We start from the raw sequence: 25,181 nt of genomic DNA on the forward strand, positions 1-25,181 counted from the left end.
CCGGGCTGGCGTGCTCGGCGGCCCCCGTAGCCCAACTGGCAGAGGCAGGCCCCTTAAAAGGGTCCCAGTGTCGGTTCGAACCCGACCGGGGGCACCACTGCGATGGTGCGCGCGTCGAGCCTTGACCGTGCGTCGTCGCCCGACGGAGAGTCACACAGGTCACACCGGGTGTCCCAGCGTCGAGGCGCCCGTGAGCGGAGGGGGACCCTGCATGACCCGAACCGACTCCCGCCGGGCGCGTGTGGTCGCGCTCGGCGCTGCCGGCGCACTCACGCTGGCCGGCACCGTCACCCTCGCCGGCCCGGCCGGCGCGACGCCGCACGGCAGCAAGGCGTGCGAGGGACGGACGAACGACACGGTCGCCGAGCTGACCGAGTGCGTGACCCTGGACGGGGTCATGGAGCACCTGCAGGAGTTCCAGGGCATCGCGGACGCCAACGCCGGCACGCGGGCGTCGGGGACGCCCGGGTACACCGCCTCCGCCGACTACGTGCAGGAGCGACTCGAGTCCGCCGGCTGGACGGTCACCCGGCAGCAGTTCGAGTTCGCGTTCTTCCAGCAGACCAGCAGCGCCTTCGCCCAGGTCGCCCCGGAGGGGGCCACGTACGCCGAGGGCACCGACTACGCCGTGATGACCTACTCGGCATCGGGCGACGTCACCGCGACCGCCCAGGCGGTCGATGTCGTGGTCCCGCCACCGGCGGTGGTCAACAGCAGCACCAGCGGCTGCGAGGCCGCCGACTTCGAGGGCTTCACCGCCGGCAACATCGCGCTCGTCCAGCGCGGCACGTGTCCCTTCGGTCAGAAGGTCGCCAACGCCCAGGCCGCCGGGGCCTCGGCGGTCGTGGTCTTCAACGAGGGGCAGGAGGGACGCACGGACGTGGTGCAGGGCACCCTGGGCGCGCCCGGAGCCACCATCCCGGCGATCGGCGTCCCGTACGCCCTCGGGTCGACCCTCGACGGGGACACCCTCCGCGTCGCCGTGGAGGCCGTGAGCGAGTTCCGGGACACCGAGAACGTCATCGCCGAACTGCCCGGGAACACCTCGGACAACGTGGTGATGGCCGGTGCCCACCTCGACTCGGTCCCCGCAGGCCCGGGCATCAACGACAACGGCAGCGGCAGCGCGGCCCTCGTCGAGGTGGCCGAGAACCTCGCCGAGGCCGAGCTGCCCAACACCGTGCGCTTCGCCTGGTGGGGAGCCGAGGAGCTCCGCCTGCTCGGCTCGACCCACTACGTGACGTCGCTGACCCCCGAGCAGCGCGAGGACGTGGCCCTGTACCTGAACTTCGACATGGTCGGCTCGCCGAACTTCGCCCGGCTCACCTACGACGGCGACCAGTCGACCTTCCCGGCTCCCGAGGGCGTGCCGGTGCCGGCGGGCTCGGACCAGATCGAGTACGTGTTCGAGGACTTCTACGAGGAGCAGGGGCTCTTCTACGAGGGCACCGAGTTCAACGGCCGCAGCGACTACCAGGCCTTCATCGGTTCGGGCATCCCCTCCGGTGGCCTGTTCACCGGCGCCGAGCAGCTCAAGCAGGAGTACCAGGTCGCGGCCTACGGCGGTGAGGCCGGCGTGGCGTACGACCCGAACTACCACCAGGCCGGTGACGACATCGCCAACCTCGACCCCGCGGCGCTCGACCAGAACTCCGACGCCATCGCCTACGCCGTCCTGACGCTGGCGTACGACACCCAGCGGGTCAACGGCGTGGTCGGCGAGCCGGTCCCCGGTGGCACGTACCAGGGCGACCCGCAGGCCCGCCAGTACCGGCTCACGCCGCCCCCGCCGGCAGCCGAGGGCGGCGGTGGCGGGCACGACCACGCCCACGGGGGTGACACCGCCTGAACGAGGCCCCCGCCCCGGCGGTCTGCGCACCCCCCCGTCCGGGTGTCCGGGAGACGTCCAGGAACGCGAAGGGCCCCTCAGGCGTTGACCTGGACGAGTGGGGTGCAGGACCGTGGGCCCCACGACAGCCAGGTCACCTCGAGGAGATGACGATGCCCAGCTCCAACCCGGTCTTCGGCCGGGGACTCCAGAACGCGGGCCCCGGCTACGGCCAGCAGTCCCCGTGGGGCGGCGCGCCCCAGTACGGGGCCCCGCAGTACGGCTACGGGACGCAGGACCCGTACGCCGCGCCGTCGCCGTACGCGCAGTCGCCGTACGCCCCGTCGGCCACCCGCTACATGACGATGGACGACGTCGTCCAGAAGACGGGCCTCTCCTTCCTGGTCACCGTCCTCTCGGCCGCCGTCACCTGGGCGCTGCTCCCGCAGGAGCTGGCGTTCGGTCTGGCCCTGCCCGCGGTCCTCGTGGCCCTGGTGCTCGGCCTGGTCATCTCGTTCAAGCAGATCGCCAACCCGGTCGCCACGCTGTCCTACGGCGCCCTGTACGGCATCGCGCTCGGCGCCATCAGCGAGGCCTTCAACCAGGTCTGGCCCGGCATCGTGATGCAGGCGCTGGTCGGCACCTTCGGTGTCTTCGCCGGCATGCTGGTCGTCTACAAGACCGGCGCCATCCGGGTCACCCCCAAGCTGACCCGCTGGATCGTCGGCGCGATGTTCGGTGTCCTGGCGCTGGTCCTGGTCAACCTGGTGGTCGGGTTCTTCGTCCCCGGCGGCCTGGGCCTGCGTGACGGCGGCACCCTGTCGATCATCTTCAGCCTGGTCGTGATCGGCGTCGCGGCGTTCTCGCTGCTGCTCGACTTCGACATGGCCGACGAGGCGATCCGCCGCGGCGCCCCGGCGAAGTTCGCCTGGTACATCGCCTTCGGCCTGCTCATCACGGTCGTCTGGCTGTACCTGGAGATCCTGCGGCTGCTGTCCTACCTGCAGAGCAGCGAGTGATCTGACACCGCACCACACACCAGTGGCCCGGTCCCCGCGAGGGGGCCGGGCCACTGGTCGTTGGTGGGGACGACCGGCGGTCGAGGCCCCCCTGCCGGGCCCCCGCGAGGCCCCGTCCCGAGGCTCCGGCCCCGCCTCGGGTCCCGCGCCCCGAGCCTGCGAGGGGGTGGGGAGGACGGGGTCCTCACACGGTGGGGGGCAGGGGGTCCTTCTTCAGGAGAGGCGCTCCAGCACCATGGCCATGCCCATGCCGCCACCGACACACATCGTCTCCAGGCCGAAGGTCTTGTCCTTGGTCTGCAGGCCGTTGATCAGCGTGCCGGTGATGCGGGCGCCGGTCATGCCGAAGGGGTGGCCGACGGCGATCGCCCCGCCGTGCACGTTCAGCTTGTCGATGTCGATGCCCAGGTCGCGGTAGCTCGGGATGACCTGCGCGGCGAAGGCCTCGTTGATCTCGACCAGGTCGATGTCGCCGATGCTCATCCCGGCGCGCTGCAGCGCGAGCTTGGAGGCGTCCACCGGGCCGTAGCCCATGATCTCCGGCGAGAGGCCGGTGACCGCGGTGGAGACGATGCGGGCCAGCGGGGTCAGCCCCAGGTCGCGGGCCTTGGTGTCGCTCATGACCACGACCGCGGCGGCGCCGTCGTTGAGCGGGCAGGCGTTGCCCGCGGTGACCCGGCCGTCGGGGCGGAAGACCGGCTTGAGGCCGGAGATGCCCTCCAGCGTGGTGCCCGGCCGCGGACCGTCGTCCGTGCTGACCACGGTGCCGTCCGGCGTGGTGACCGGGGTGATCTCGCGCTCCCAGAAGCCGTCGGCGATGGCCTGCTCGGCCAGGTTCTGGCTGCGGACGGCGAACTCGTCCATGTCCTGGCGGGAGACGTCCTTGAGCAGCGCCAGGTTCTCGGCGGTCTGCCCCATCGCGATGTAGACGTCCGGCATCTCGCTGTTCTGCCGCGGGTCGGTCCAGGAGTCCGCGCCGCTCTCGGCGGTCTTGGCCACCCGCGCCTCGGCGTCGTCGAACGCCGGGTTCTTCGTGTCGGGCAGCGAGTCGCTGTTGCCCTTCACGAACCGGCTGACCATCTCGACGCCGGCGGAGATGAAGACGTCGCCCTCGCCCGCCTTGATCGCGTGCATGGCCATGCGGGTGCTCTGCAGCGAGGAGGAGCAGTAGCGGGTGATCGTCGTCCCCGGGAGGTGGTCCATGCCGAGCAGGACGCTCACGACCCGGGCCATGTTGAAGCCCTGCTCACCACCGGGGAGGCCGCAGCCGAGGATCAGGTCGTCGATGTCGGTCGGGTCGAGCGCGGGCACCTTGTCGAGGGCCGCGCGCACGATGGTGGCGGTGAGGTCGTCGGGCCGCAGGTCCTTGAGCGAGCCCTTGAACGCGCGGCCGATGGGGGAGCGCGTGGTCGCGACGATGACGGCTTCGGGCATGGGTCCTCCACGATGAGGGGCTCCGACGACAGGTCGCCGGACGTCGGGTCACCCCCGAAACTACTCCCCGGTAGGGGTCCTTCCACCGTCAGCCGAGGGGTGTCGTCTCCGCGGCGCGCTCCGCCTGCTCCGGCGTCGGGATGTCCGGCGGCCGGCGCCGGCGCAGCCGGGCCCACGGACCCCGCGGCCCGGTGTCCTGACCGCGGACCGCGGTCGCCTGGACCTCGGTGCCGGTGCGGCCGGCGGCCCGGGCGGCGGCCCGGGCGACCGGGCGGACGGTGTCGCGGCGCAGGTTGCGCAGCCCCCGGTCGGCCGCGGCCGGCCAGACGCCGAGGGCGTCGGCGATCGAGGGCAGCAGGACGGCGGCCGCCGCGGCGTAGCCGGCCGCGCTGGGGTGGAACTCGTCGACGCTGAACAGGCCCCGGTCCTCGGCGAAGGACGGCCCGAGCACCGAGCCCAGCGACACGGTGCGCCCACCGGCCTCGACGACGGCGATGGTCTGCGCGGCGGCCAGCTGCCGGCTCCACCGGCGGGCCAGCCAGCGCAGCGGCCGGCCGATCGGGCGCACGGTGCCCAGGTCCGGGCAGGTGCCGACGACGACCTGCGTGCCGGCCTCGGTGAGCCGGCTGACGGCGTCGCGCAGGTGCCGGACGGAGACCGCGGGCGCGGTGCGGCTGGTGACGTCGTTCGCGCCGATCATGACGAGGGCGACGTCGGGCTGCTCCAGGAGGGCCTTGTCGACCTGCTCGTCGAGCTGCCAGGACTTCGCGCCGGACACGGCCAGCCGCACCAGCCGGACCGGGCGCTCGGCCAGCTCGGCGAGCGCCGCGGCGAGCAGCACGCCGGGGGTCTGGGCGGCGCGCTCGACGCCGAGGCCGGCCGCGGTGGAGTCACCGAGGACAGCGAGGACGATCGGCCGGCCGCGCCCGCGGCCGTACACCCCGTCCCCCGGAGGCGGGGCCGCCTTCACGGTGCGCGACTCGACGTGGCGCCGGGCCGACCGGGCCTGCTGACGCAGCAGGGCGAGCACCCCGGCCCCGGCCAGCCCCAGCCCGCCGCCGCCGTAGGCGGCCCCCGTGGCCAGCCGCCATGCCGTGGTCGCTCGAGTCACCGCCACCCCGTCCCTCGGATGGACAACACACCTGTCCCAGCAGGCTAACCGCCCCCTACGGTCCCTCCGTGGCCGAATCCCCCGCAGGGGTCACCCAGGGTGACCGCGCCCAGCAGATCGTCGACGTGCTGGTCGACGCCTTCTCCGAGCTGATGACCGCCGACGCCGACGCCTTCCGCACCAAGTTCCGCAAGATGGCGGCCGACCCGTTCGCCTTCTACCGGGGCACCGCCTGCCTCTTCTACGCCGACATGGCGCAGCTGGAGGACCGCTGGTGCGACGAGCGCACCAGCCGGGTGTGGATCCAGGGGGACCTGCACGCGGAGAACTTCGGCACGTACATGGACGGCGCCGGGCGGATCGTCTTCGACGTCAACGACTTCGACGAGGCCTACGTCGGTCACGTCAGCTGGGACCTGCGCCGGTTCGCGGCGAGCTTCGCCCTGCTGGCCTGGCGCAAGGCGTTCTCCGACGAGGTCATCGCCGAGCTGCTCGGCGGCTACCTGCACGCCTACCTCGACCAGGTCGCGCACTTCACCCGGCTCGACGACGACAAGTCCTTCGCCCTCGTCCGCGAGAACACCGAGGGCGCCGTGCACCGGGTGGTCCTCGAGACCAGCGCGCGCAGCCGGTCGCGGCTGCTGGACCGGATGACCGTCGTCGAGGACTTCCAGCGGCGCTTCGCCGACGGCCCGCGCACCCGGCGGCTGGACGAGGCCGAGCGGGACCGGGTGCTGGCGGCACTGGACCGCTGGAGGGGGACCGTCTCCCCGCCCCGCCGGCGCCGCGACGTCGCCTACGACGTCAAGGACGTCGTCGCCACGGGCGGCTTCGGCATCGGCAGCGCCGGCCTGCCCGCCTACAACGTGCTGATCGAGGGCTACGACCAGGCGCTGGAGAACGACGTCGTCCTCTCGCTCAAGCAGGGCAACGTGCCGGCGCCCAGCCGCGTCGTCCGCGACCCGCAGATCCGGGCGGCCTTCGAGCACGAGGGTCACCGGACGGCGGTGTCGCAGCGGGCGCTGCAGGCCAACGCCTCCCAGTTTCTGGGTCACACCGAGGTCGACGGGGTGGGGTTCGTCGTCCAGGAGCTCTCGCCCTACGAGCTGGACCTGGACTGGGAGGACCTCACCGAGCCCGAGGAGATCGCCCCGGTGCTGGCGCAGCTGGGCCGGGCCACGGCGAAGGTGCACTGCGTCGGGGACGCCGACAGCGACCACACCCTGGTCCCGTTCCAGACCGAGGAGGCGATCACCGAGATGGTCGGCGGCCGGCGGGAGGAGTTCGTCGCCGACCTGGTCGACTTCGCGCACTCCTACGCCCGCCGCACGCAGGACGACTTCCGGCTGTTCGTCGACGCGTTCCGCGCGGGGCGGATCCCGGGGATCAGCTCCAGCTAGGCACAGCCGGTCCGCCACCTCGGACGTGATGGAACGGCCCCTCTGCAGGGACCCGCCGCGAGCGTGCGAGCGGTGGGGGGCAGAGGGGCCCTCCTTCAGCGGGCCCGGCGTCCCCGCCGCGTGCGCAGGTAGTCGGCGACGACGTACTCGCCGAGCCGCTCGCTGTCGGGGGTGAACACCCGCCCGCCGGCCCGCTGGGTGATGTCGTGCACGAAGTGCACCAGCCCGGGCTCCGGGTCGAGGGCGAAGACGTTCATCACCGCCCCGGACCGGGCCACCCGCTCCACCTCGGCGACGGTGCGGGCGATGGTCTCCGGCATCGGCGGCCAGCAGAAGAACGGCGTCCCGTCGTCCTCCAGGTGGGCGGTCGGCTCGCCGTCGGTGACCACCAGCACCACCGGCTCGGCGTCCCGGTGCCGGGCGAGGAACCGGCGGGCCAGGATCAGCCCGTGCTGCAGGTTGGTGCCCTGCAGCGTGTCCACGCTCAGCTCGGCGAGGGTCTCCGGCCGCAGCACCTGGGCGGTGGAGGAGAAGCCGATGATCTGGATGGCGTCCTGCGGGAAGCGGGTGGTCACCAGCGAGTGCAGGGCCATCGCCGTCGACTTCGCCGCGCCCCACGTGCCGCGCAGCGCCATCGAGTAGGAGAGGTCGACCAGCAGCGCGACCGCGGCCCCGGTGCGCCGTTCGGTCTCGACGACCTCGAAGTCCTCGACGGCTATGTGCACCGCGCGGTCGTCGTCGGCGCGTGGCTCGTGGGCGGTGCGCAGGACGGCGTTGCGGACCGTGCGGACGACGTCCAGCGGCTGCTCGTCGCCGAACCGCCATTCCCGCGAGCTCCCGGTCAGCTCGCCGGCCGAGCCGGCGTCGGCGACGTCGTGCTCACCGCGGCCGGTGGCGTCGAGCTCGGCGAACACCCGGCGCAGCGCGGTCGCACCCAGCCGGCGGACGGCCTTGGGGGAGAGCTCGAGCTTCCCGTCGGAGCGGTTGAGGTAGCCCTGCCGCTCCAGCTCCCGCTCCAGCTGGCGCAGCGCACCGAGGTCGTCGACGGCGGGCCGGCCCAGCGCCCGCTCGAGCAGCTCCTCGTCGACGTCGGCCAGCGAGGCGCCCGCGTAGCCCTGGGAGAGCTGGTTGGACAGCGCCTCCAGGTCGGCCAGCTCGGCGACGGCGCTCGTGGCGTCGCCCATGCCGAGGGACTGCTCGCCGTCGGGCACCTGCCCGCGCTGCCCCCACGGCAGGTCGGGCCGGGCCTGGCGGAGCGCGTCCTGCAGGTGCGCCATCTCGCTGGCCAGCCCCATGTCCTGCATCGTCTGGGCCATCAGGTCGGCCAGCTCGGCCCGCTGCTCGGGCGAGAGGCCGGCCATCATCCGCTCCTGGGCGGCCGCCCGGCGGGCCAGCTGGTCGATCAGCTCCTCGACCGACTGCGGGTCCTCCGGGAAGAACTGCCCGTGCTTGTCCATGAAGTCGCGGAACTGCTCGTCGGTGTCCTCGCCGCGGTTGTGCGCGTCGATGAGCTGCGACAGGTCGGCCACCATGTCCTTGACCGCCTGCATGTCGCCCGCGGAGGCGTTCTCCAGCGCCTGCTTCATCGAGGCGAAGGAGCTGTCGAGCACCTCGCGGCGCAGCAGGTCCTGGATCTGCTCGTAGGCCTGGCGTGCCTCGGCCGAGCGCCAGTCGTACTCCTTGAGCGCCCGGACGGCGCCCGCGGTGTCCTCGGGCAGCGCGTCGAGCTCGGCCTCCTTGAGCCGGGCCATGTCGTCCGGGTCCGGGAACAGCTCCCGCCGCTCGGCCTCCACGGCGCGGTCGAGCAGCTCGCGGACCTCCTGCAGGGTGCCGTCCATCCGGCCCGCGTTGCGCGCCTGCCGCAGCCGCTCGCGGACCGACCGGCGCAGCTCGTCCAGCCCGCGCCGGCCGTCCATCCCGCGGCGCAGCAGCTCGCGCAGCGCCTCGCGGACGCCGCTGCCGCCGAGCACCGAGTCGCCGATCTCGTCGACCGCGCTGCCCAGGTCGTAGGGCGGGGCGAGCGGGTCGGGCCCGCCGCGCCAGCGCCCGTACCGGTAGCCCTTCCCGGGCCGCCTCACCACGTCAGGCCCCGTACACCGTGCGCGGGCCGTCGGTGTCCTTGGCCAGCCGGCGGGTCAGGTAGAGGCCCTCGAGGGCGAACTCCACCGCGGCGGCGGCCTGCTCGGCCGACTGCTCGCCTTCCGGCACGCCCAGGCGGCCGAGCAGCTCGGCGAGCTTCGGGATCGTGCCGAGCTGACCGAGCAGGGCCGCGGCCGGCACCAGCTCGCCGGACTCGACGGTCTCCCCGCCGGTGAAGTGCTCCTGCAGGCCGGTGAGGTCCAGCCCGGCGCAGCGGGCCCGGAAGGTCTGCGCGGTCGCCTGGCGCAGCAGGTGCTCGAGCACCTCCAGCTCGCGCTCGTCGTCCGGGTCGGAGCCGGAGTCGGCGAACTCCACCTTGCCGCGGCTGGCCGGGACGACGGCCGGCAGGTCCACGACGCGGGCGACCGGCCGGGTCTCCCCGGCGACGGCGGCCCGGCGGACGGCGGAGGCGGCGGCCGTCTCCAGCCCGGCGATGGCGAAGCGGGCGCTGACGCCGGAGCGCTGGTCGACGTGGTTGGAGTCGCGGACCAGCCGGGTGAAGCGCGCGACGATCTCCACCAGGTGCTCGGGGATGAGCGGCGTCTCCAGCTGACCACCGCCCACCCAGCTGGTGTGCGCCTCCTGGTGCAGCAGGCGCACCTCGTCGGCCAGCTCGATCGGGTAGTGGGTGCGCACCTCGGCGCCGAAGCGGTCCTTGAGCGGGGTGATGATCCGCCCGCGGTTGGTGTAGTCCTCGGGGTTGGCGCTGGCCACCAGCAGCAGGTCCAGCGGCAGCCGCACCCGGTAGCCGCGGATCTGGATGTCGCGCTCCTCCAGCACGTTGAGCAGCGCGACCTGGATGCGCTCGGCGAGGTCGGGCAGCTCGTTGACGCTGAAGATGCCGCGGTTGGTGCGCGGCACCAGGCCGTAGTGCACCGTCTCGGGGTCGCCCAGCGTGCGGCCCTCGGCCACCTTGATCGGGTCGACGTCGCCGATGAGGTCACCGACGCTGGTGTCGGGGGTGGCCAGCTTCTCGCCGAAGCGGTCGCTGCGGTGCAGCCAGCCGACGGGGGTGGCGTCGCCGTGCTCGGCGATCTGGCGGTGCGCCCACACGCTGATCGGGGCCAGCGGGTGCTCGTTGAGCTCGCTGCCGGTGAGCACCGGCGTCCACTCGTCGAGCAGGCCGACCAGCGTGCGGATCAGGCGGGTCTTGCCCTGCCCGCGCTCGCCGAGCAGGACCAGGTCGTGGCCGGCGATGAGAGCGCGCTCGACCTCGGGGACGACGGTGTCCTCGAAGCCGACGATGCCCGGCAGGGAGGGCTCGCCGGCCGCCAGGCGGGCGAGCAGGTTGGCGCGGATCTCGGCCTTGACCGGCCGGAAGGTGGCCCCGCTGTCGCGGAGCTCGCCCAGGGTCGTGGGGGCGGGGGGAGCGGAGGCGGGGGTGCCAGGGTCCGTCACCCCCGCCACGGTACGACGCAGGCGCCTCGCTGGTCACCCGTTCGGCCGCTGCCACCTGGGCGCCGTCCCTGCGAGGATCACGGCATGGCGGCTGCGGAGGCGGGGAGGACCGGACTGCTCGTCGGCGGGGCGGACGTCGACGCCGCGGCGGCGCTGCTGGAGGGGGTCGTCCGGCGCACGCCGCTGGAGCACTCGCGCGCGCTGGCCGAGCGGGTCGGCGGCCCGGTCTGGCTCAAGTGCGAGAACCTGCAGCGCACCGGCTCGTTCAAGATCCGCGGCGCCTACACCCGGTTGGCCCGGCTCACGCCGGAGGAGCGGGCGCGCGGCGTCGTCGCGGCCAGCGCGGGCAACCACGCGCAGGGGGTCGCCCTGGCCGCGCAGCTGCTGGGCATCCGGGCCACGGTGTTCATGCCCGAGACCGCGCCCCTGCCCAAGGTGGCGGCCACCCGCGGCTACGGCGCCGAGGCCCGCCTGGGTGGTGCCTCGCTGACCGAGGCCCTCGCCGCGGCCGCCGACCACGCGCAGCGCACCGGCGCGGTGTTCATCCACCCGTTCGACCACCCCGACGTGATCGCCGGGCAGGGGACGGTCGGCCTGGAGGTCCTCGACCAGTGCCCCGACGTCGCCGCCGTCGTCGTCTGCACCGGGGGCGGGGGGCTGGTCTCCGGCATCGCGGCCGCGGTGCGCTCCCGCCGTCCCGGCGTCCGGGTGGTCGCCGTGCAGGCCGCCGCGGCCGCCGCCTTCCCCGGGTCGCTGGCCGCCGGCCGGCCGGTGGCGCTGTCGGGGATGACGACGATGGCCGACGGCATCGCCGTCGGCGCGCCCGGGGAGCTGACCTTCGCGCACGTCCGCGACCTGGTCCACGAGGTGCGCACGGTCAGCGAGGAGGACCTCTCGCAGGCGCTGCTGTTCTGCCTGGAGCGGGCCAAGCTCGTCGTGGAGCCGGCCGGCGTCGCCGCGGTCGCGGCCGTGCTCGCCGAGCCCGCGGCCTTCCCACCGCCCGTGGTCGCGGTCGTCTCCGGCGGCAACATCGACCCGGTGCTGCTGCTCAAGGTCGTGCAGCACGGCATGGCCGCGGCCGGCCGCTACCTGTCGCTGCGGCTGCGGGTGCCCGACCGGCCGGGGTCCCTGGCCGCGGTGCTCGGCGAGCTGGCGCAGGTCGGCGCCAACGTGCTGGAGGTCGAGCACGAGCGGACGGCGACCCGGCTCGGGCTGGGCGAGGTGGAGGTGTTCGTCGTCCTGGAGACCCGCGGGCCCGAGCACGCCGAGGAGGTGCTGGCCCGGCTGCACCGGGCCGGCTACACCGTCACGACCGGCTGAGGGAGGACTCCCCCGCCCCCCACCGTGGAAGGACCCCGCCCTCCCCACCCCTCGCAGGCTCGGGGCCGGACCCGAGACGGGGCCGGAGCCCCGGGACGGGGCCGGCGGCGGGCCCCTGCAGGAGGACCGGAAAACCGGTCGGGAAGTGTCGGCGCCGTCACATGGTTTCCCGGTCATGACCGACGCGATCGTCGTCGAGGGCCTGGTGAAGCGCTTCGGCGCGACCACGGCCCTCGACGGCGTCCACCTGACCGTGGCCGAGGGCTCCGTCCTCGGGCTGCTGGGTCCGAACGGCGCGGGCAAGACGACGGTGGTGCGGATCCTCACCACCCTGCTGCGGGCCGACGCGGGGAGGGTGCGGGTGGCGGGGCTCGACGTGGTGGAGGACGCCGACGCGGTGCGTGCCTCGATCGGGCTGACCGGTCAGTACGCCGCCGTCGACGAGTACCTCACCGGCCTGGAGAACCTGGAGATGGTCGGGCGGCTCTACCGGCTGGGGAAGCGCGAGGCGCGGGCGCGGGCGGGCGAGCTGCTCGAGCGCTTCGACCTCACCGGGGCGGCCGACCGGCCGGCCAAGACCTACTCCGGCGGCATGCGCCGGCGGCTGGACATCGCCGCCTCGCTGATCGCCCGGCCGCGGATCCTCTTCCTCGACGAGCCGACGACCGGCCTGGACCCGCGCAGCCGGCTGGGCATGTGGGAGTTCATCGCCGACCTCGCCGACGGCGGGACGACGATCCTGCTGACCACGCAGTACCTGGAGGAGGCCGACCGGCTGGCCGACCGGATGGTCGTCATCGACCGGGGGCGGGTCATCGCCCGCGGCACTGCCGACGAGCTCAAGGCGCAGGTCGGCGGGCAGCGGCTGGAGTTCACCGTGACGACGGCGGCCGTCCTGCCCGACATCCTCGGGCGGCTGCGGGGGCTGGCCGTCGACGAGCCGCACGTGGACGAGCAGGCGCGCCGGCTGAGCCTGCCGGTCAGCGGTGGCGCCGAGGTCCTGGCCGAGGCCCTGCAGCGGCTCGACGGTCACACCGCCGAGATCTTCGACGTGGGCCTGCGCCGTCCCGACCTCGACGACGTCTTCCTCGCCCTCACCGGGCACGCGGCGGAGGAGACCGCCACCGACGACGACCAGCCGACGGAGCCGGCCGCCACCGGGGGGATGGCATGAGCAGCCTCGCGGCGACGCTGTCCGACAGCGTCGTCATCACCAAGCGCAACCTCATCAAGATCAAGCGGGTGCCGGACCTGATCGTCTTCGCGACGCTCTCGCCGATCATGTTCGTGGTGCTGTTCCGCTACGTGTTCGGCGGCGCCATCGGGGGGTTGCCGCCAGGCATCAGCTATGCCGAGTTCCTGCTGCCGGGGATCTTCGCGCAGACGGTCGTCTTCGGGTCGACCACGACCGGTGCGAGCATCGCCGAGGACCTGCAGAAGGGGCTGATCGACCGCTTCCGGTCCCTGCCCATGTCCCGCTCGGCCGTGCTCGTCGGGCGGACGGTCGCCGACGCCGGGCTCAACGTCATCTCGATCGCCGTCATGGCCGTGACCGGCCTGGTCGTCGGCTGGCGGATCAACTCCTCGCTCGGGGAGGCGCTCGCGGGGTTCCTCGTGCTGCTGGTCTTCGCCTACGCGATCTCGTGGCTGATGGCGGTGGTCGGGCTGCTGGTCCGCACGCCGGAGGTCGTCAACAACGCCAGCTTCATCGTCATCTTCCCGCTGACGTTCATCGCCAACACCTTCGTGCCGCTGGAGACCTTCCCCTCGGTGCTGAGGGTCTTCGCCGAGTGGAACCCCGTCTCGACGGTCACGCTGGCGTCGCGGGAGCTGTTCGGCAACGTGCCACCGGGCACCCCGGTGCCCGACGTCTGGTCGCTGCAGAACCCGGTGCTCTACACGCTGGTCTGGACGGCGGTCATCCTGGCCGTGTTCGTGCCGCTCTCGGTGCGGCTCTACCAGCGCACCGCGACGCGGTGAGGAGGACATCGCGGTCAGGTGCCGTCCCGGAGCGGCGCTGAGGTCGGCGCCACCGGACACCCCGCGCGGCGTACGACCCGTCCGCGCCAGGATGGACCTCGTGCCCGCCACCGCCGCCCCGTCCGCCGACAACCCGCTGCTCGAGCCGTCGCGGCTGCCGCTGCAGCTGCCGCCCTTCGCGGAGATCACCCTCGAACACTGCCGCGAGGCGATGCTGGCCGGGATGGCCGAGCAGCGTGCCGAGGTCGCCGCCATCGTCGGGTCGCCCGAGCCGCCGACGTTCGAGAACACCGTCGTCGCGCTGGAGCGGTCCGGGCGGCTGTACCGCCGCGCCGGCGCGGTGTTCCACAACCTCGCCTCGTCGGTCGCGACCGACCGGCTGCGTGAGCTGGAGCGGGAGCTGGCCCCGCTGGAGTCCGCGCACGGCGACGCCCTGCGGCTGGACCCCGCCCTGTTCGCCCGCATCGACGCCGTCCACGCCCAGCGGCACGACTCGGACCTGGACGCCGAGGCGGTCCGGCTGGTGGAGCGCTACCACCTGGACTTCGTGCTCGCCGGCGCGCGGCTCGACGAGGCCGGCCGGGCCCGGCTGACCGAGCTCAACCGCGAGCTGTCGGAGCTGTCGACGAGGTTCGGGCAGAACCTGCAGCTGGCCACCGAGGCCGCCGCGGTCGGGGTGGGCGACGCCGCCGAGCTCGACGGGCTCGGCCCGGAGGAGGTCGCCGCGGCCGCCCGCGCCGCCGCCGACCGCGGGGTGGCCGGCTTCCTCATCCCGCTGCTGCTGCCCACCGGTCAGCCGGTGCTGACCAAGCTGCGCAACAGGCAGCTGCGCCGCCGGGTGTTCGAGGCCTCGGTGGGGCGGGCGTCGGGCGGCGAGCACGACAACGGGCCGGTCGCCGTCCGGATCGCCCGGGTGCGCGCCGAGCGCGCCCGCCTGCTCGGCTTCGACACACACGCCGACCTGGTGCTCGCCGACCAGACCGCGCGCAGCACCGCGGCGGTCGACGCGATGCTCGGCCGGATGGTGGGCCCGTCACTGGCCAACGCGCAGGCGGAGGCGGCCGCGCTGGGCGAGGTCGCCGCGCGGGACGGCGTGACCGACCTGGCGCCCTGGGACTGGGCCTTCTACAGCGAGCGGGTGCGCGCCGAGCGGTACTCGGTCGACACCGCGGCGCTGCGACCGTGGTTCGAGCTGGACCGGGTGCTCGTCGACGGCGTCTTCGCCGCCGCCGAGCGGCTCTACGGCTACCGGTTCACGCCGCGGCCCGACCTCGCCGGCTACCACCCCGACGTCCGGGTCTGGGAGGTCTCCGACGCGGACGGGCAGACGATCGGCCTCTACCTCGGCGACTTCTACGCCCGCGAGGGAAAGCGCGGCGGGGCCTGGATGAGCTCGTTCGTCACCCAGTCGCGGCTGCTGGGCACCCAGCCGGTCGTCGTGAACAACCTCAACGTCACCCGCGGCGCCGACGGGCAGCCCACCCTGCTGACCCTCGACGAGGTCAACACGCTGTTCCACGAGTTCGGCCACACGCTGCACGGCCTGAGCTCCGCCGTCACCTACCCGCGCTTCTCCGGCACCAGCGTGCCGCGGGACTTCGTCGAGTTCCCGAGCCAGGTCAACGAGATGTGGGCGCTGTGGCCGGAGGTCCTGGCCGGCTACGCCCGGCACGTCGAGACCGGTGAGCCGCTGCCGGCCAGCGTCGTCGAGGCGATCGAGGCGGCCCAGCTGTGGGGCGAGGGCTTCGCGACGCTGGAGTACCTGGCGGCCACGCTGCTCGACCAGGCCTGGCACCGGATCACGCCGGAGACCGAGGTCGGCGACCCGCAGGGGTTCGAGCGGGCCGCCCTCGAGACGGCCGGTGTCGCCTACGACCTGGTGCCGCCGCGCTACCGGACGACGTACTTCCAGCACGTCTTCGCGGGGGGCTACGCGGCCGGCTACTACTCCTACATCTGGTCGGAGGTGCTCGACGCCGACACGGTGGAGTGGTTCAGGGAGAACGGCGGGCTGCGCCGGGAGAACGGCGAGGTGTTCCGGTCACGGCTGCTGTCCGTCGGCGGAGCGGTGGACCCGCTGGAGGCCTTCCGCGCCGTCCGCGGCCGGGACGCCGACCCCACCCCGCTGCTCCGCCGCCGCGGCCTGTTGCCCAGCTCGACGTGATCATCGGCGGGTGGTTGCCCGACACGCCGGGAGCGGCGGCCACCCGCCGATGATCAACGCGGAGAGAGGTGCCTCCTGTCACAACCAGGGCAGGGAGAGCACCAGGTCCAGGTCGTCGGGGGCCTCGCCCTCGCGGACCAGCCGGTTGGGCTGGCGGTGGCCGCACGCCGTGCAGCGGTGGACCACCTGCCAGCCCTTGCCCGACTTCTCCACCAGGCCGATCGGCTCCATCGGCGCCCGGCAGGCGCTCGCCCGGTCGCCGGGGAGGTCGTCGACGTGCAGCGACCACAGGCACACCGGGCAGTGGTTGCGGTAGTGCCCGTCGGTGTTGGCCGGCACCGCCGACCCGCAGTGCACGCAGGCGAACCCGGTGTTCTCCGCCCGCCGGGAGCGGACGGGGCTCACGGCCGGGCCCCGGTCAGGGGACGAAGGGCTCGACGGCGACGACGTCGACGGTGATGTCGCGGCCGTTGGGCGCCTGGTAGGTCACCGTCGTCCCGGGCTTCGCGCCGAGGATGGCCGAGCCGAGCGCCGACTCGGGGGAGTAGACCTGCAGCCCCGTCGTCCCGGCGATCTCCCGCGAGCCGAGGAGGAACTTCTCGGTCTCGTCGTCACCCTGGAAGCGGATGGTGATCACGGTGCCGGTGGCGGCGTGCGTCGCCGTCGTGGGCGCGTCGCCGACGCGGGCCTTCCGCAGCAGGTCCTCCAGCTGGCGGATGCGGGCCTCCTGCCTGCCCTGCTCGTCCTTGGCGGCGTGGTAGCCGCCGTTCTCGCGGAGGTCGCCCTCCTCGCGGCGGGCGTTGATCTCGGCGGCCATGGCCGGACGGCCCGCCACCAGCTGGTCGAGCTCGGCCTTCAGCCGGTCGTGGGCCTCCTGGGTCAGCCAGACGCCCTGGTCCTGCTCGTCAGTGGGGGTGGACACGGCAGTGCTCCTGAAATGTCGGTGGCCGCTCCCCGCCCGGGGAACGGCCGCGTTCAGAACGGCCAACGTAACACCGTCGGCCGGGTCCGGTGTTCCACCGGGACCCGGGCCTCCGGGATGCGGAACGGTAGCGGACCGCAGCGTGACGAGCGCCACGAACACCCGATCGAGGGCCTCGGCGGCGGCGGCACCCCTCGTCGCCGGTGGATGATGGGCCGGTGACCGAAGCGGACCCGTTGCGCCTGCTCGCCGTGCACGCCCACCCCGACGACGAGTCGAGCAAGGGCGCCGCGACCATGGCCAAGTACGTCGCGGAGGGTGTCCGCGTCATGGTGGCGACCTGCACCGGGGGTGAGCGCGGTTCGGTGCTCAACCCGGCGCTGGACCGGCCCGACGTCTGGGAGCGCCTGCCGGAGATCCGCCGCGAGGAGATGGCCCGGGCGCGCGAGGTCCTCGGCGTCGAGCAGGAGTTCCTCGGGTTCGTGGACTCCGGCCTGCCCGAGGGCGACCCGCTGCCGCCGCTGCCCGAGGGCTGTTTCGCGCTGGTGCCGACCGAGGAGGCGGCCGCGCCGCTGGTCGAGCTGATCCGCCGGTTCAAGCCGCACGTGATCACCACGTACGACGAGCGCGGCGGCTACCCGCACCCGGACCACATCAAGACCCACGAGGTCTCGGTGCACGCCTTCGACGCCGCCGGCGACCCCGACCGCTACCCCGACCTCGGGGAGCCGTGGCAGCCGCTCAAGCTCTACTACCACATGGGTTTCACGCTGCCCCGGACGCGGGCGCTGCACGAGGCGATCCTCGCCTCGGGTCAGGAGTCGCCCTACGCCGAGTGGCTGGAGAACTGGGACCCCGAGCGGGACATGTCGCACCGGGTCACCACCAAGGTGCCGTGCGCGGAGTACTTCGCCGTCCGGGACGCCGCGCTGATCGCGCACGCCACCCAGATCGACCCGAACGGCCGCTGGTTCGCCTGCCCGCTGGAGGTCCAGCAGCGGGTCTGGCCGACCGAGGACTACGAGCTGGCCCGGTCGGTCGTCGACTCGCCGGTGCCCGAGGACGACCTCTTCGCCGGGGTCCGCAGTGAGGTGGTCGTGCGATGAACGGGCTCGTGCTCCTCGCCGCCGAGCAGCAGCTGCCCGAGGACGTGGGCAAGGCCGGCCCCATCGGTGCGCTGCTGACCGTGCTGCTCTTCATCGCCATCCTGCTGCTGGTGAAGTCGATGACCACCCACCTCAAGCGGGTGCCGCGCAGCTTCGACCGCGAGGACGACGGCCCGCGGGTCGTCGTCCCCGACACCCCGGCCGAGCTGGTGGACCCGGCACCTGCGCCGGGGCAGGAGCTGCTCGACACGCTGCGGCGGGCGCCCCGGGCGATCGAGGGCCCACGCCGGGGCGACGGCCGGCCGGACGCCACGGAGGGCTGACCGGCCGACCGCCGCGGGTCCGGGCTACCAGCGGTGGGCGACGTCGATGACCAGCCGGTCGACACCGGCGGACGAGCCCTCGAGGACGAAGGCGCGGAACGGCAGCCGGGCGCGGGTGCCGATGCCGAGGCCGGTGTGGCCCTCGAACGATCCCAGCCAGGCCACCTGCCGCAGCGTGCGGTACCCGCTCACGTCGACGACCTCGCGCCGGTTCGCCGGGGTGTAGGTCGGGCGGCCCCGGTCGTCGTAGGTCACCGCGCCGAGGGTCACCTGCAGGTCCGCGCCGCCGCGCAGCGGGACCACCGTCCCGCTGCCGTCCTCGCGCACCGAGTCCACGTACCGGACCGACCAGGAGTCGAAGCCGGACACCTCTGCGACGTCGACGACGATCCGGTCGAAGCACTCGTGCCGCCCGGCGCGGACGTCCTGGACGAGGTCGTCCCCAGGTGCGGCGCGGCCGGCCACCTGTGGCTGGGAGCCCCAGGTGATGCCGCAGGAGGGAGCCGCACTCGCCGAGGCGGGTGCGGCCACCCCCAGCGCGGCGAGGGCGGAGACGGCGAGGGCGAGGAACCGGGATCGGTTCATGGCGGACCTCCTCGAGGAATCGATGCCGACGGCAGGATCTGCCCGACGCGACCCTCTGCGCCATGGGCGTCGACATGTCGATTCGATGAAGTGTCCCGGGGATCGCAGGCAGACATTGCCAACCGCCGCCGGTGCGCCTCCCGCGCTCCGGTGGCAACCTGTGCTGTGTGCGCGTCCGCGTCACCACCCGGCTGCCGTGGGTGATCCGTCGAGGGCGGTGGCCCGGGCGCGGCAGCTTCCCGCCGATCGGCCGCGCACCTCCGGCACCAGGCCGACCTGCCGGTGCCACCGCCGCCTGACGAGGCCATGTGCGCGGACATGGCCCAGGAGCTCCGGCTCCGGGAGCGACCCGGGTTCCGGTGGGGGAGCCGGTCGGCAGGTCCCGCGGCGGACGCCGAGCGTCAGTGGTGGGGGCCGTGCCGGCCGAGGGTCTCCGCGGGGGTCGCGCCGGGGCGGGTCCACTGCGGCACGGGACGGCTGGTCGGGCCCCAGGTGGCGTTCCCGTCCGCGTCCGAGCGCCAGTACCAGCACGCGTCGCGTCCCTCGGGCCAGCCGTCGGGCCTGTCCTCCCACGCCTCGCCGCGGCCGTAGGGCGTCCTGTCGAGCAGGCCGAAGGACGCGGCGACCGGCTCGATGCCGCGGCCCGTCGTGGAGTAGGTGAGGAACGCGCGGTCGCCGTCGCGCAGGAAGCAGGTGAGGTACCCCATCTCCCCGCCGACCGGCTCCGCCACGTCGCGCACGGAGTACCAGGGCTGGGTGTACCCCATGAACTCGACGAAGGCGGCCACCTCGTCCCACCGGCCGGTGGTGAGGACGGCGAACGAGACGCCGCGGGCGTCGAGGTACACGGTGTCCCTCAGCTGCCAGGTCGTCATGGTGCAGCCCTCGCACTGCCCCTGGTGCGGCGCGCCGTCGTACCACATGTGCTTGTAGACCACGAGCTCGTCGCGGCCCTGGAACAGGTCGAGGAACGGGACCGGGCCGTCGGGGCCGACGACCTCGACCGTCCCGTCGAACTCCACCATCGGCAGCCGGCGGCGGGCCGCGGCCAGGGCGTCGCCCTCACGGGTGTGGGCCTTCTCGCGGACCAGGAGCTCGTCCCGGGCGGCCTGCCAGGTGGCCAGGTCGACGACGGGCGGGCGGCCGGGCGGCGCGGTGGTCGGGTGGTCCGGCGTGGTGGTCATGGGGTCCTCCGCGGGATCTGTGCCGGGCGGTGTCGGACGACGTCCTGCGACGGTCACCAGGGGAGACCCGCGCCCCGGCCGGAACTCATCGCGGTCGGGGACGATCCCGGCGGACCGGCAGTGCTCCAGCGGCAGGCTCCGGGTCCGCCCCGGGTGACGGCGTCGAGGGCTCCGGCGCTCGTTCGCGCGCGGACCGGTGTGGGAAGGAGACGGGCATGCCGAACCGTCTCGCCGGCGCCACGAGCCCGTACCTGCTGCAGCACGCGGAGAACCCGGTCGAGTGGTGGGAGTGGGGCGAGCAGGCCTTCGCCGAGGCCCGCCGCCGGGACGTGCCGGTGCTGCTCAGCGTCGGCTACGCCGCCTGCCACTGGTGCCACGTCATGGCGCACGAGTCCTTCGAGGACGAGGCGACGGCGGCGCAGATGAACGCCGACTTCGTCTGCGTGAAGGTCGACCGCGAGGAGCGGCCGGACGTCGACAGCGTCTACATGGCCGCCACCCAGGCGCTGACCGGGCAGGGCGGCTGGCCGATGACGGTCTTCACCACGCCCGACGGCCGGCCGTTCTACTGCGGCACCTACTTCCCGCCCCGGCCCGCGCACGGCATGCCGTCGTTCCGCCAGCTGCTCGCCGCGGTCACCGATGCGTGGCGGACGCGGCGCGAGGAGCTGGAGACGGCCGGCACGCGCATCGCCGAGGGGATCTCGGCCCGCCTGGACCTCGGCACGCCGGCCCCGCTGACGCCCGAGGTGCTCGACCGCGCCGTCGTCGCGCTGGCCGCCGACCTCGACGAGCGCTGGGGCGGCTTCGGCGGCGCCCCGAAGTTCCCGCCGTCCATGCTGCTGGAGTTCCTGCTCCGCCACGCCGCCCGCACCGGGGACGACCGGGCGCTGGCCATGGCGCGCGGCACGCTCGAGGCGATGGCCCGCGGCGGCATCCACGACCAGCTCGCCGGCGGCTTCGCCCGCTACTCCGTCGACGCGCGGTGGGTCGTGCCGCACTTCGAGAAGATGCTCTACGACAACGCGCTGCTGCTGCGGGCCTACCTGCACCTGTGGCGGGCGACCGGCGAGGAGTGGGCCCGCCGGGTCGCCGACGCGACCGCAGCCTTCCTCGTCCGCGACCTCGGCACCCCGGAGGGCGGCTTCGCCTCCGCACTGGACGCCGACACCGAGGGTGTCGAGGGGCTGACCTACGTCTGGACGCCCGCGCAGCTGGTCGAGGTGCTCGGGGAGGACGACGGCCGGTGGGCGGCCGCGGTGTTCGAGGTGACCGACGCCGGGACCTTCGAGCACGGCACCTCGACGCTGCAGCTGCTGCGCGACCCCGACGACCCCGCCCGGCTGGCCTCGGTGCGCGAGCGGCTGACCGCGGCGCGGGCGCAGCGCCCGCAGCCGGCACGCGACGACAAGGTGGTCACCGCCTGGAACGGGCTGGCGATCGCCGCGCTGGCCGAGCACGGGGTCCTCACCGGGTCGCCGTCCTCGGTCGAGGCGGCCCGGCGGGCGGCGGAGCTGCTCGCCGACGTGCACTGGGTCGACGGGCGGTTGCGCCGGGCCTCGCGGGACGGCGTCGCCGGCGCCCCGGTCGGGGTGCTCGAGGACTACGGCGACTCGGCCGAGGGGCTGCTCGCGCTGCACCAGGCCACCGGCGAGGGGCGCTGGCTGGAGCTGGCCGGCGACCTGCTCGACGTCGTCGCCGAGCAGTTCGTGGACGCCGACGGCTGGCACGACACCGCCGCGGACGCCGAGGCGCTCGTGCACCGGCCGTTCGACCCGGCCGACGGTCCGACGCCGTCCGGCACCGCCGCCGTCGCGGGTGCCGCCGTGTCGTACGCGGCGCTGGCCGGCGCGCCACGGCACCGGGAGCTGGGGGAGGCGGCCGTGGGGCAACTGGCGAAGCTGGCCGAGCGGGCCCCGCGGGCGGTCGGCTGGGCGCTCGCGGTGGGGGAGGCGCTGCTGGCCGGCCCCCTCGAGGTCGCGGTCAGCGGGCCGGCCGGGCCCGAGCGCGATGCCCTCGCGGCCGCCGCCCGTGCCTCGACCAGCCCGGGCGCGGTCGTGGTGGTCGGCGAGCCGGACGCGCCCGGCGTCCCTCTGCTGGCCGGCCGCCCCCTGGTGGGCGGCCGGGCGGCCGCCTACGTGTGCCGCGGCTTCGTCTGCTCCGCGCCGGTCACCGACGTGTCCGCTCTCGGCGCAGCGATGGCCCCTTCCTGACCGCGCCCCTGCGGCTTACCGTGTAAGTGTGTAATCACCTTACTCGGGAGGCCGTCGTGCACGGACAGCACCACCGTTTCGCTGACAACCCCGCCGCCTTCGTGCGCGGCGGTTTCCGCGGCCCGCGCGGCCGCGGTCCCGGCGGTCGCGGCCGGGGGCCGGACGCCCCGCCGCCGGTCGAGCGGGCCGAGGTCGCCGGCTGGTTCGCCGGGCGGCTGCCCGACGACTGGTTCACCGGGCCGGTCGAGCTCACCGTCGACCGCGACGAGATCACCGTCGTCGGCACCCTGGCCGAGCCGGAGGCCGGCGAGGGCGACGCCGCCGCGGCGCGGGCCGGGCGGATCGCCCGCTTCCGCGAGGAGACCCGCGAGCAGCGCATGGCCGTCGCCGACGCGGCGCAGGCCCGCTACGGCCGGTCGGTCGCGTGGGGTGCGGCCTGCGGTGACGTCCGGGAGGTGTTCACCAACCTCTCGGTGCCGGTGATGACCCGGCTGCGGCAGCCCGAGCGGCTGGTCCTCGACACGCTCGTGGACGCCGGGGTCGCCCGGTCGCGGTCCGAGGCGCTGGCCTGGGCGGTCCGGCTGGTCGCCCAGCACACCGACGAGTGGCTCGGTGAGCTGCGCGCGGCGATGGCCTCGGTCGAGGAGGTCCGCGCGCGGGGCCCGCAGGTCGACTGACCCTCCTGCCCCCCGCCCCTCGCTCGCTCGGGGCGGGCCCCTGCAGGGAGGCCGCCCAGCGCCGACCGGGGACACTGGGGTCGTGCCAGCCAGCGCCGCCGTCCCCATCGACACCGACGTCCTCGTGGTGGGTGCCGGCCCGGCGGGTGCGGCGGCCGCCGCCTGGGCCGCGCGGACCGGGCACGACGTCGTCCTCGCCGACGCGGCCGTGTTCCCCCGCGACAAGACCTGCGGCGACGGGCTGACCCCGCGGGCGATCGCCGAGCTCGACCTCCTGGGCCTGGGGGACTGGGCGCGCTCGCGGGCGCGCAACCGCGGCCTGCGTGCCGCCGGCTTCGGCCGGACGTGGGAGCTGCCCTGGCCCGGCGGCGAGTTCCCCGACCACGGCAGCGCGGTGCCGCGCACGGAGCTCGACGCCCGCATCCGCCAGGTGGCCCTGACCGACGGCGCCGTCCCGCTGCAGGGGGCGCGGGCCGTCGACGTGGAGCGGGACGGCGACCGGGTGGCGGGGGTGGTGTTCGAGCTCGCCGACGAGGAGACGGTCACGGTCGGCTGCCGGCGGCTGGTCGTGGCCGACGGCGTCCGCTCGCCGCTGGGCCGGGTGCTCGGCCGCGCGTGGCACCGCGACACCGCCTACGGCGTGGCCGCCCGCGGCTACGTGCGCTCCGGCCGTGCGGACGACGAGTGGATCTCCTCGCACCTGGAGCTGCGCGGCGCCGAGGGCGAGCTGCTCTCCGGCTACGGCTGGGTGTTCCCGCTCGGTGCGGAGGCCGGGCAGGTCAACATCGGCGTGGGCACGCTGGCCACCGCCCGCCGTCCCGCCGGGGTGCAGCTCAAGGCCCTGATGGAGGTCTACGCCGACGCCCGCCGGGAGGACTGGCGGCTCGACGGGCCGGTGGAGGCGCCGGCGTCGGCGCTGCTGCCCATGGGTGGCGCGGTCTCCGGGGTGGCAGGGCGCAACTGGGCGCTGGTCGGCGACGCGGCCGGGTGCGTCAACCCGCTCAACGGCGAGGGCATCGACTACGGACTGGAGACCGGTCGCAGCGTGGTCGGCCTCCTCGGCGAGGAGGACTGGACCGCCGCCTGGCCGGCGGAGCTGCGGCGGCACTACGGCGAGGCGTTCTCCATCGCCCGGCGCCTGGCCGGCCTGCTCACCGTCCCGCGCTTCCTGCCGGCGGCCGGCCCGGTCGGCATGCGCTCGCGGGCGCTGATGACCGTCGCGCTACGGGTCATGGGCAACCTGGTCACCGACGCCGACCGCGACCTCGTCGCCCGCGCCTGGCGCACCGCCGGCCGGCTGTCCCACCGGATGGACGAGCGCAAGCCCTTCAGCTGAGCCGGTGTGCAGGGTCCTGAGGAGTGGGGGCCGGAGGCTCCCGCGATCGAAGGACGCAGCGGCTCAGCGCACGCCGGGGACGGCACCTGGCCGCGGTGTCCGACCGGAGGTCAGACGAATGGGCTCGAGTACATCGCGAAGTAGACGGCGATGTAGTGGCAGATGGCGGCCACGACGGTCATCGCGTGGAAGACCTCGTGGTAGCCGAAGACGCCGGGCCAGGGGTTGGGCCTCTTGACCGCGTAGGCCACCCCGCCCAGCGTGTAGAGCACACCCCCGACGGCCAGCAGCACCAGCGACGTCACGCCGGCGATGTGCAGGATGTCGGTGAGGATGAAGACGGCGACCCAGCCCAGGCCGATGTAGAGGGGCACGCCCACCCAGCGCGGCGCGGTCGGCCAGGTGAGCTTGAGCGAGACGCCGGCCAGTGCGCCGGCCCAGACGCCGGCGAGCACCCAGTAGCCGGTGGGCTGGTCGACCGCCAGCAGGGAGAACGGCGTGTACGTGCCCGCGATGAACAGGAAGATCATCGAGTGGTCGAGCCGTTTCATGATCTTCCAGCCGCGCGGTGACCAGCGGCGGCGGTGGTAGAGCGCGCTGATGCCGAACAGGCCGCAGATGGTCGCGCAGTAGACGGTCACCGAGACGCCGGCGCGGGCACCGAGCACGAAGCCCAGCGGGACGAGCACCGCCCCGGCGACGATTGCGCCGAAGAAGGAGAACAGGTGCAGCCAGCCGCGCATCCGCGGCCGGGTGTCGGGGTGGTCCCAGTCGCTGTCGCCGAAGTCCTCGGCGGTCCAGGCCCGTTCGACCTGCTCGCCCTCCCGGAGGACGGTGGCCACCGCCGGGCCGGGAGGCGCCTCGATCTGGGCGCCGTCGGCCTCGACGCGGACGGTCTCGCCCTCGCTGCGGGAGACGCTCATGGGCCGAGGTTACGCACGCGTAGGGAGGGCAGCGACGGGACCGGGGTGTGAGGTCCCCTGGCAGCCCCCGCGGACCTTCGTGCAGGTCGGGGACGGGTGCGCGCGACCTCGCGGAGTGG

At 74.3% G+C, this 25,181-nt stretch carries 21 protein-coding genes and 1 tRNA gene; 13 read left to right on the forward strand and 9 right to left on the reverse strand.

Annotated elements, in window-relative coordinates; all coding sequences use genetic code 11:
- Positions 1–20: 20 nt before the first annotated feature.
- The 3 genes from ACI79G_RS13290 (at position 21) to ACI79G_RS13300 (ending at position 2,847) form a co-directional block, all read left to right on the forward strand.
- Positions 21–97, forward strand: a tRNA-Leu gene (locus tag ACI79G_RS13290).
- A 114-nt stretch (positions 98–211) separates the two neighbouring features.
- A complete protein-coding gene (locus ACI79G_RS13295) occupies positions 212–1,849 on the forward strand; it encodes a M28 family peptidase (protein WP_456881598.1) in 1,638 nt (545 codons plus the stop codon).
- Positions 1,850–2,001: 152 nt separating this feature from the next.
- Positions 2,002–2,847, forward strand: a complete 846-nt coding sequence (locus ACI79G_RS13300; protein WP_456881599.1) for a Bax inhibitor-1/YccA family protein — start codon at positions 2,002–2,004, stop codon at positions 2,845–2,847.
- A 213-nt stretch (positions 2,848–3,060) separates the two neighbouring features.
- Here ACI79G_RS13300 and ACI79G_RS13305 read toward each other — a convergent pair whose 3' ends face one another.
- Both ACI79G_RS13305 and ACI79G_RS13310 read right to left on the reverse strand, forming a co-directional pair.
- Positions 3,061–4,281: an acetyl-CoA C-acetyltransferase gene (locus ACI79G_RS13305; protein ID WP_456881600.1), complete on the reverse strand. Its 1,221-nt coding sequence runs from the start codon at positions 4,279–4,281 to the stop codon at positions 3,061–3,063.
- A gap of 88 nt (positions 4,282–4,369) precedes the next feature.
- Complete coding sequence (locus ACI79G_RS13310) at positions 4,370–5,392, reverse strand: SGNH/GDSL hydrolase family protein (protein ID WP_456881601.1); 1,023 nt, start codon at positions 5,390–5,392, stop codon at positions 4,370–4,372.
- 68 nt (positions 5,393–5,460) lie between these two features.
- On the opposite strand from ACI79G_RS13310, the gene ACI79G_RS13315 reads away from it, so the two are divergent.
- The gene (locus tag ACI79G_RS13315; protein ID WP_456881602.1) at positions 5,461–6,792 is read left to right on the forward strand and encodes a DUF2252 domain-containing protein; all 1,332 of its coding nucleotides are present in this window, start codon (positions 5,461–5,463) and stop codon (positions 6,790–6,792) included.
- A gap of 95 nt (positions 6,793–6,887) precedes the next feature.
- On the opposite strand, the gene ACI79G_RS13320 is transcribed toward ACI79G_RS13315, so the two are convergent.
- Complete coding sequence (locus ACI79G_RS13320; protein ID WP_456881603.1) at positions 6,888–8,870, reverse strand: VWA domain-containing protein; 1,983 nt, start codon at positions 8,868–8,870, stop codon at positions 6,888–6,890.
- A 4-nt stretch (positions 8,871–8,874) separates the two neighbouring features.
- Positions 8,875–10,329, reverse strand: a complete 1,455-nt coding sequence (locus tag ACI79G_RS13325; RefSeq protein ID WP_456881604.1) for a sigma 54-interacting transcriptional regulator — start codon at positions 10,327–10,329, stop codon at positions 8,875–8,877.
- A gap of 84 nt (positions 10,330–10,413) precedes the next feature.
- Between ACI79G_RS13325 and ilvA the strand changes: the two genes are divergently transcribed.
- The 4 genes from ilvA (at position 10,414) to ACI79G_RS13345 (ending at position 15,793) form a co-directional block, all read left to right on the forward strand.
- Positions 10,414–11,649, forward strand: coding sequence for a threonine ammonia-lyase (gene ilvA / locus ACI79G_RS13330; protein ID WP_456881605.1), 1,236 nt, complete (start codon positions 10,414–10,416; stop codon positions 11,647–11,649).
- Positions 11,650–11,824: 175 nt separating this feature from the next.
- Positions 11,825–12,823: an ATP-binding cassette domain-containing protein gene (locus ACI79G_RS13335; RefSeq protein WP_456881606.1), complete on the forward strand. Its 999-nt coding sequence runs from the start codon at positions 11,825–11,827 to the stop codon at positions 12,821–12,823.
- A complete protein-coding gene (locus tag ACI79G_RS13340) occupies positions 12,820–13,629 on the forward strand; it encodes an ABC transporter permease (protein ID WP_456881607.1) in 810 nt (269 codons plus the stop codon). Before ACI79G_RS13335 ends, ACI79G_RS13340 begins: the two co-directional genes overlap by 4 nt.
- A gap of 100 nt (positions 13,630–13,729) precedes the next feature.
- Positions 13,730–15,793, forward strand: a complete 2,064-nt coding sequence (locus ACI79G_RS13345; protein WP_456881608.1) for a M3 family metallopeptidase — start codon at positions 13,730–13,732, stop codon at positions 15,791–15,793.
- Between the two features lie 78 nt (positions 15,794–15,871).
- Here ACI79G_RS13345 and ACI79G_RS13350 read toward each other — a convergent pair whose 3' ends face one another.
- Together ACI79G_RS13350 and greA are read right to left on the reverse strand one after the other, a co-directional pair.
- Complete coding sequence (locus ACI79G_RS13350; protein ID WP_456881609.1) at positions 15,872–16,198, reverse strand: RNHCP domain-containing protein; 327 nt, start codon at positions 16,196–16,198, stop codon at positions 15,872–15,874.
- Positions 16,199–16,211: 13 nt separating this feature from the next.
- Entirely contained in the window at positions 16,212–16,715 is a 504-nt protein-coding gene (gene greA, locus ACI79G_RS13355; RefSeq protein ID WP_091223304.1) for a transcription elongation factor GreA, read from the reverse strand.
- Positions 16,716–16,933: 218 nt separating this feature from the next.
- Here greA and mca point away from each other — a divergent pair, with 218 nt between their 5' ends.
- On the forward strand, positions 16,934–17,821 hold the full coding sequence (mca, locus tag ACI79G_RS13360; protein WP_456881610.1) for a mycothiol conjugate amidase Mca: 888 nt from the start codon (positions 16,934–16,936) through the stop codon (positions 17,819–17,821).
- The gene (locus ACI79G_RS13365) at positions 17,818–18,144 is read left to right on the forward strand and encodes a hypothetical protein (protein ID WP_456881611.1); all 327 of its coding nucleotides are present in this window, start codon (positions 17,818–17,820) and stop codon (positions 18,142–18,144) included. Before mca ends, ACI79G_RS13365 begins: the two co-directional genes overlap by 4 nt.
- Positions 18,145–18,168: 24 nt before the next feature.
- Here ACI79G_RS13365 and ACI79G_RS13370 read toward each other — a convergent pair whose 3' ends face one another.
- Positions 18,169–18,729, reverse strand: coding sequence for an AMIN-like domain-containing (lipo)protein (locus ACI79G_RS13370; RefSeq protein WP_456881612.1), 561 nt, complete (start codon positions 18,727–18,729; stop codon positions 18,169–18,171).
- Between the two features lie 401 nt (positions 18,730–19,130).
- Positions 19,131–19,913 (reverse strand): DUF899 family protein, encoded by a 783-nt coding sequence (locus ACI79G_RS13375; protein ID WP_456881613.1) that lies wholly within the window; start codon positions 19,911–19,913, stop codon positions 19,131–19,133.
- 215 nt (positions 19,914–20,128) lie between these two features.
- Here ACI79G_RS13375 and ACI79G_RS13380 point away from each other — a divergent pair, with 215 nt between their 5' ends.
- The 3 genes from ACI79G_RS13380 (at position 20,129) to ACI79G_RS13390 (ending at position 24,139) form a co-directional block, all read left to right on the forward strand.
- Positions 20,129–22,126, forward strand: coding sequence for a thioredoxin domain-containing protein (locus ACI79G_RS13380; protein WP_456881614.1), 1,998 nt, complete (start codon positions 20,129–20,131; stop codon positions 22,124–22,126).
- Between the two features lie 56 nt (positions 22,127–22,182).
- Positions 22,183–22,803: a hypothetical protein gene (locus ACI79G_RS13385; protein WP_456881615.1), complete on the forward strand. Its 621-nt coding sequence runs from the start codon at positions 22,183–22,185 to the stop codon at positions 22,801–22,803.
- Positions 22,804–22,885: 82 nt separating this feature from the next.
- A complete protein-coding gene (locus ACI79G_RS13390; RefSeq protein WP_456881616.1) occupies positions 22,886–24,139 on the forward strand; it encodes a geranylgeranyl reductase family protein in 1,254 nt (417 codons plus the stop codon).
- Positions 24,140–24,249: 110 nt separating this feature from the next.
- Here the strand turns inward: ACI79G_RS13390 and trhA are convergent, their stop codons facing one another.
- Positions 24,250–25,062, reverse strand: a complete 813-nt coding sequence (trhA, locus tag ACI79G_RS13395) for a PAQR family membrane homeostasis protein TrhA (protein WP_456881617.1) — start codon at positions 25,060–25,062, stop codon at positions 24,250–24,252.
- Positions 25,063–25,181 lie beyond the last annotated feature (119 nt).

The sequence above is a fragment of the Geodermatophilus sp. SYSU D00779 genome, from assembly GCF_054050595.1.

What these genes read in the sequence shown, in the direction of transcription:
- ACI79G_RS13295 (WP_456881598.1), top strand. Translation starts at nt 212, where the DNA reads ATGACCCGAACCGACTCCCGCCGGGCGCGTGTGGTCGCGCTCGGCGCT.
- ACI79G_RS13300 (WP_456881599.1), top strand. Translation starts at nt 2,002, where the DNA reads ATGCCCAGCTCCAACCCGGTCTTCGGCCGGGGACTCCAGAACGCGGGC.
- ACI79G_RS13305 (WP_456881600.1), bottom strand. Translation starts at nt 4,281, where the DNA reads ATGCCCGAAGCCGTCATCGTCGCGACCACGCGCTCCCCCATCGGCCGC.
- ilvA (WP_456881605.1), top strand. Translation starts at nt 10,414, where the DNA reads ATGGCGGCTGCGGAGGCGGGGAGGACCGGACTGCTCGTCGGCGGGGCG.
- ACI79G_RS13335 (WP_456881606.1), top strand. Translation starts at nt 11,825, where the DNA reads ATGACCGACGCGATCGTCGTCGAGGGCCTGGTGAAGCGCTTCGGCGCG.
- ACI79G_RS13340 (WP_456881607.1), top strand. Translation starts at nt 12,820, where the DNA reads ATGAGCAGCCTCGCGGCGACGCTGTCCGACAGCGTCGTCATCACCAAG.
- ACI79G_RS13365 (WP_456881611.1), top strand. Translation starts at nt 17,818, where the DNA reads ATGAACGGGCTCGTGCTCCTCGCCGCCGAGCAGCAGCTGCCCGAGGAC.
- ACI79G_RS13370 (WP_456881612.1), bottom strand. Translation starts at nt 18,729, where the DNA reads ATGAACCGATCCCGGTTCCTCGCCCTCGCCGTCTCCGCCCTCGCCGCG.
- ACI79G_RS13375 (WP_456881613.1), bottom strand. Translation starts at nt 19,913, where the DNA reads ATGACCACCACGCCGGACCACCCGACCACCGCGCCGCCCGGCCGCCCG.
- ACI79G_RS13380 (WP_456881614.1), top strand. Translation starts at nt 20,129, where the DNA reads ATGCCGAACCGTCTCGCCGGCGCCACGAGCCCGTACCTGCTGCAGCAC.
- trhA (WP_456881617.1), bottom strand. Translation starts at nt 25,062, where the DNA reads ATGAGCGTCTCCCGCAGCGAGGGCGAGACCGTCCGCGTCGAGGCCGAC.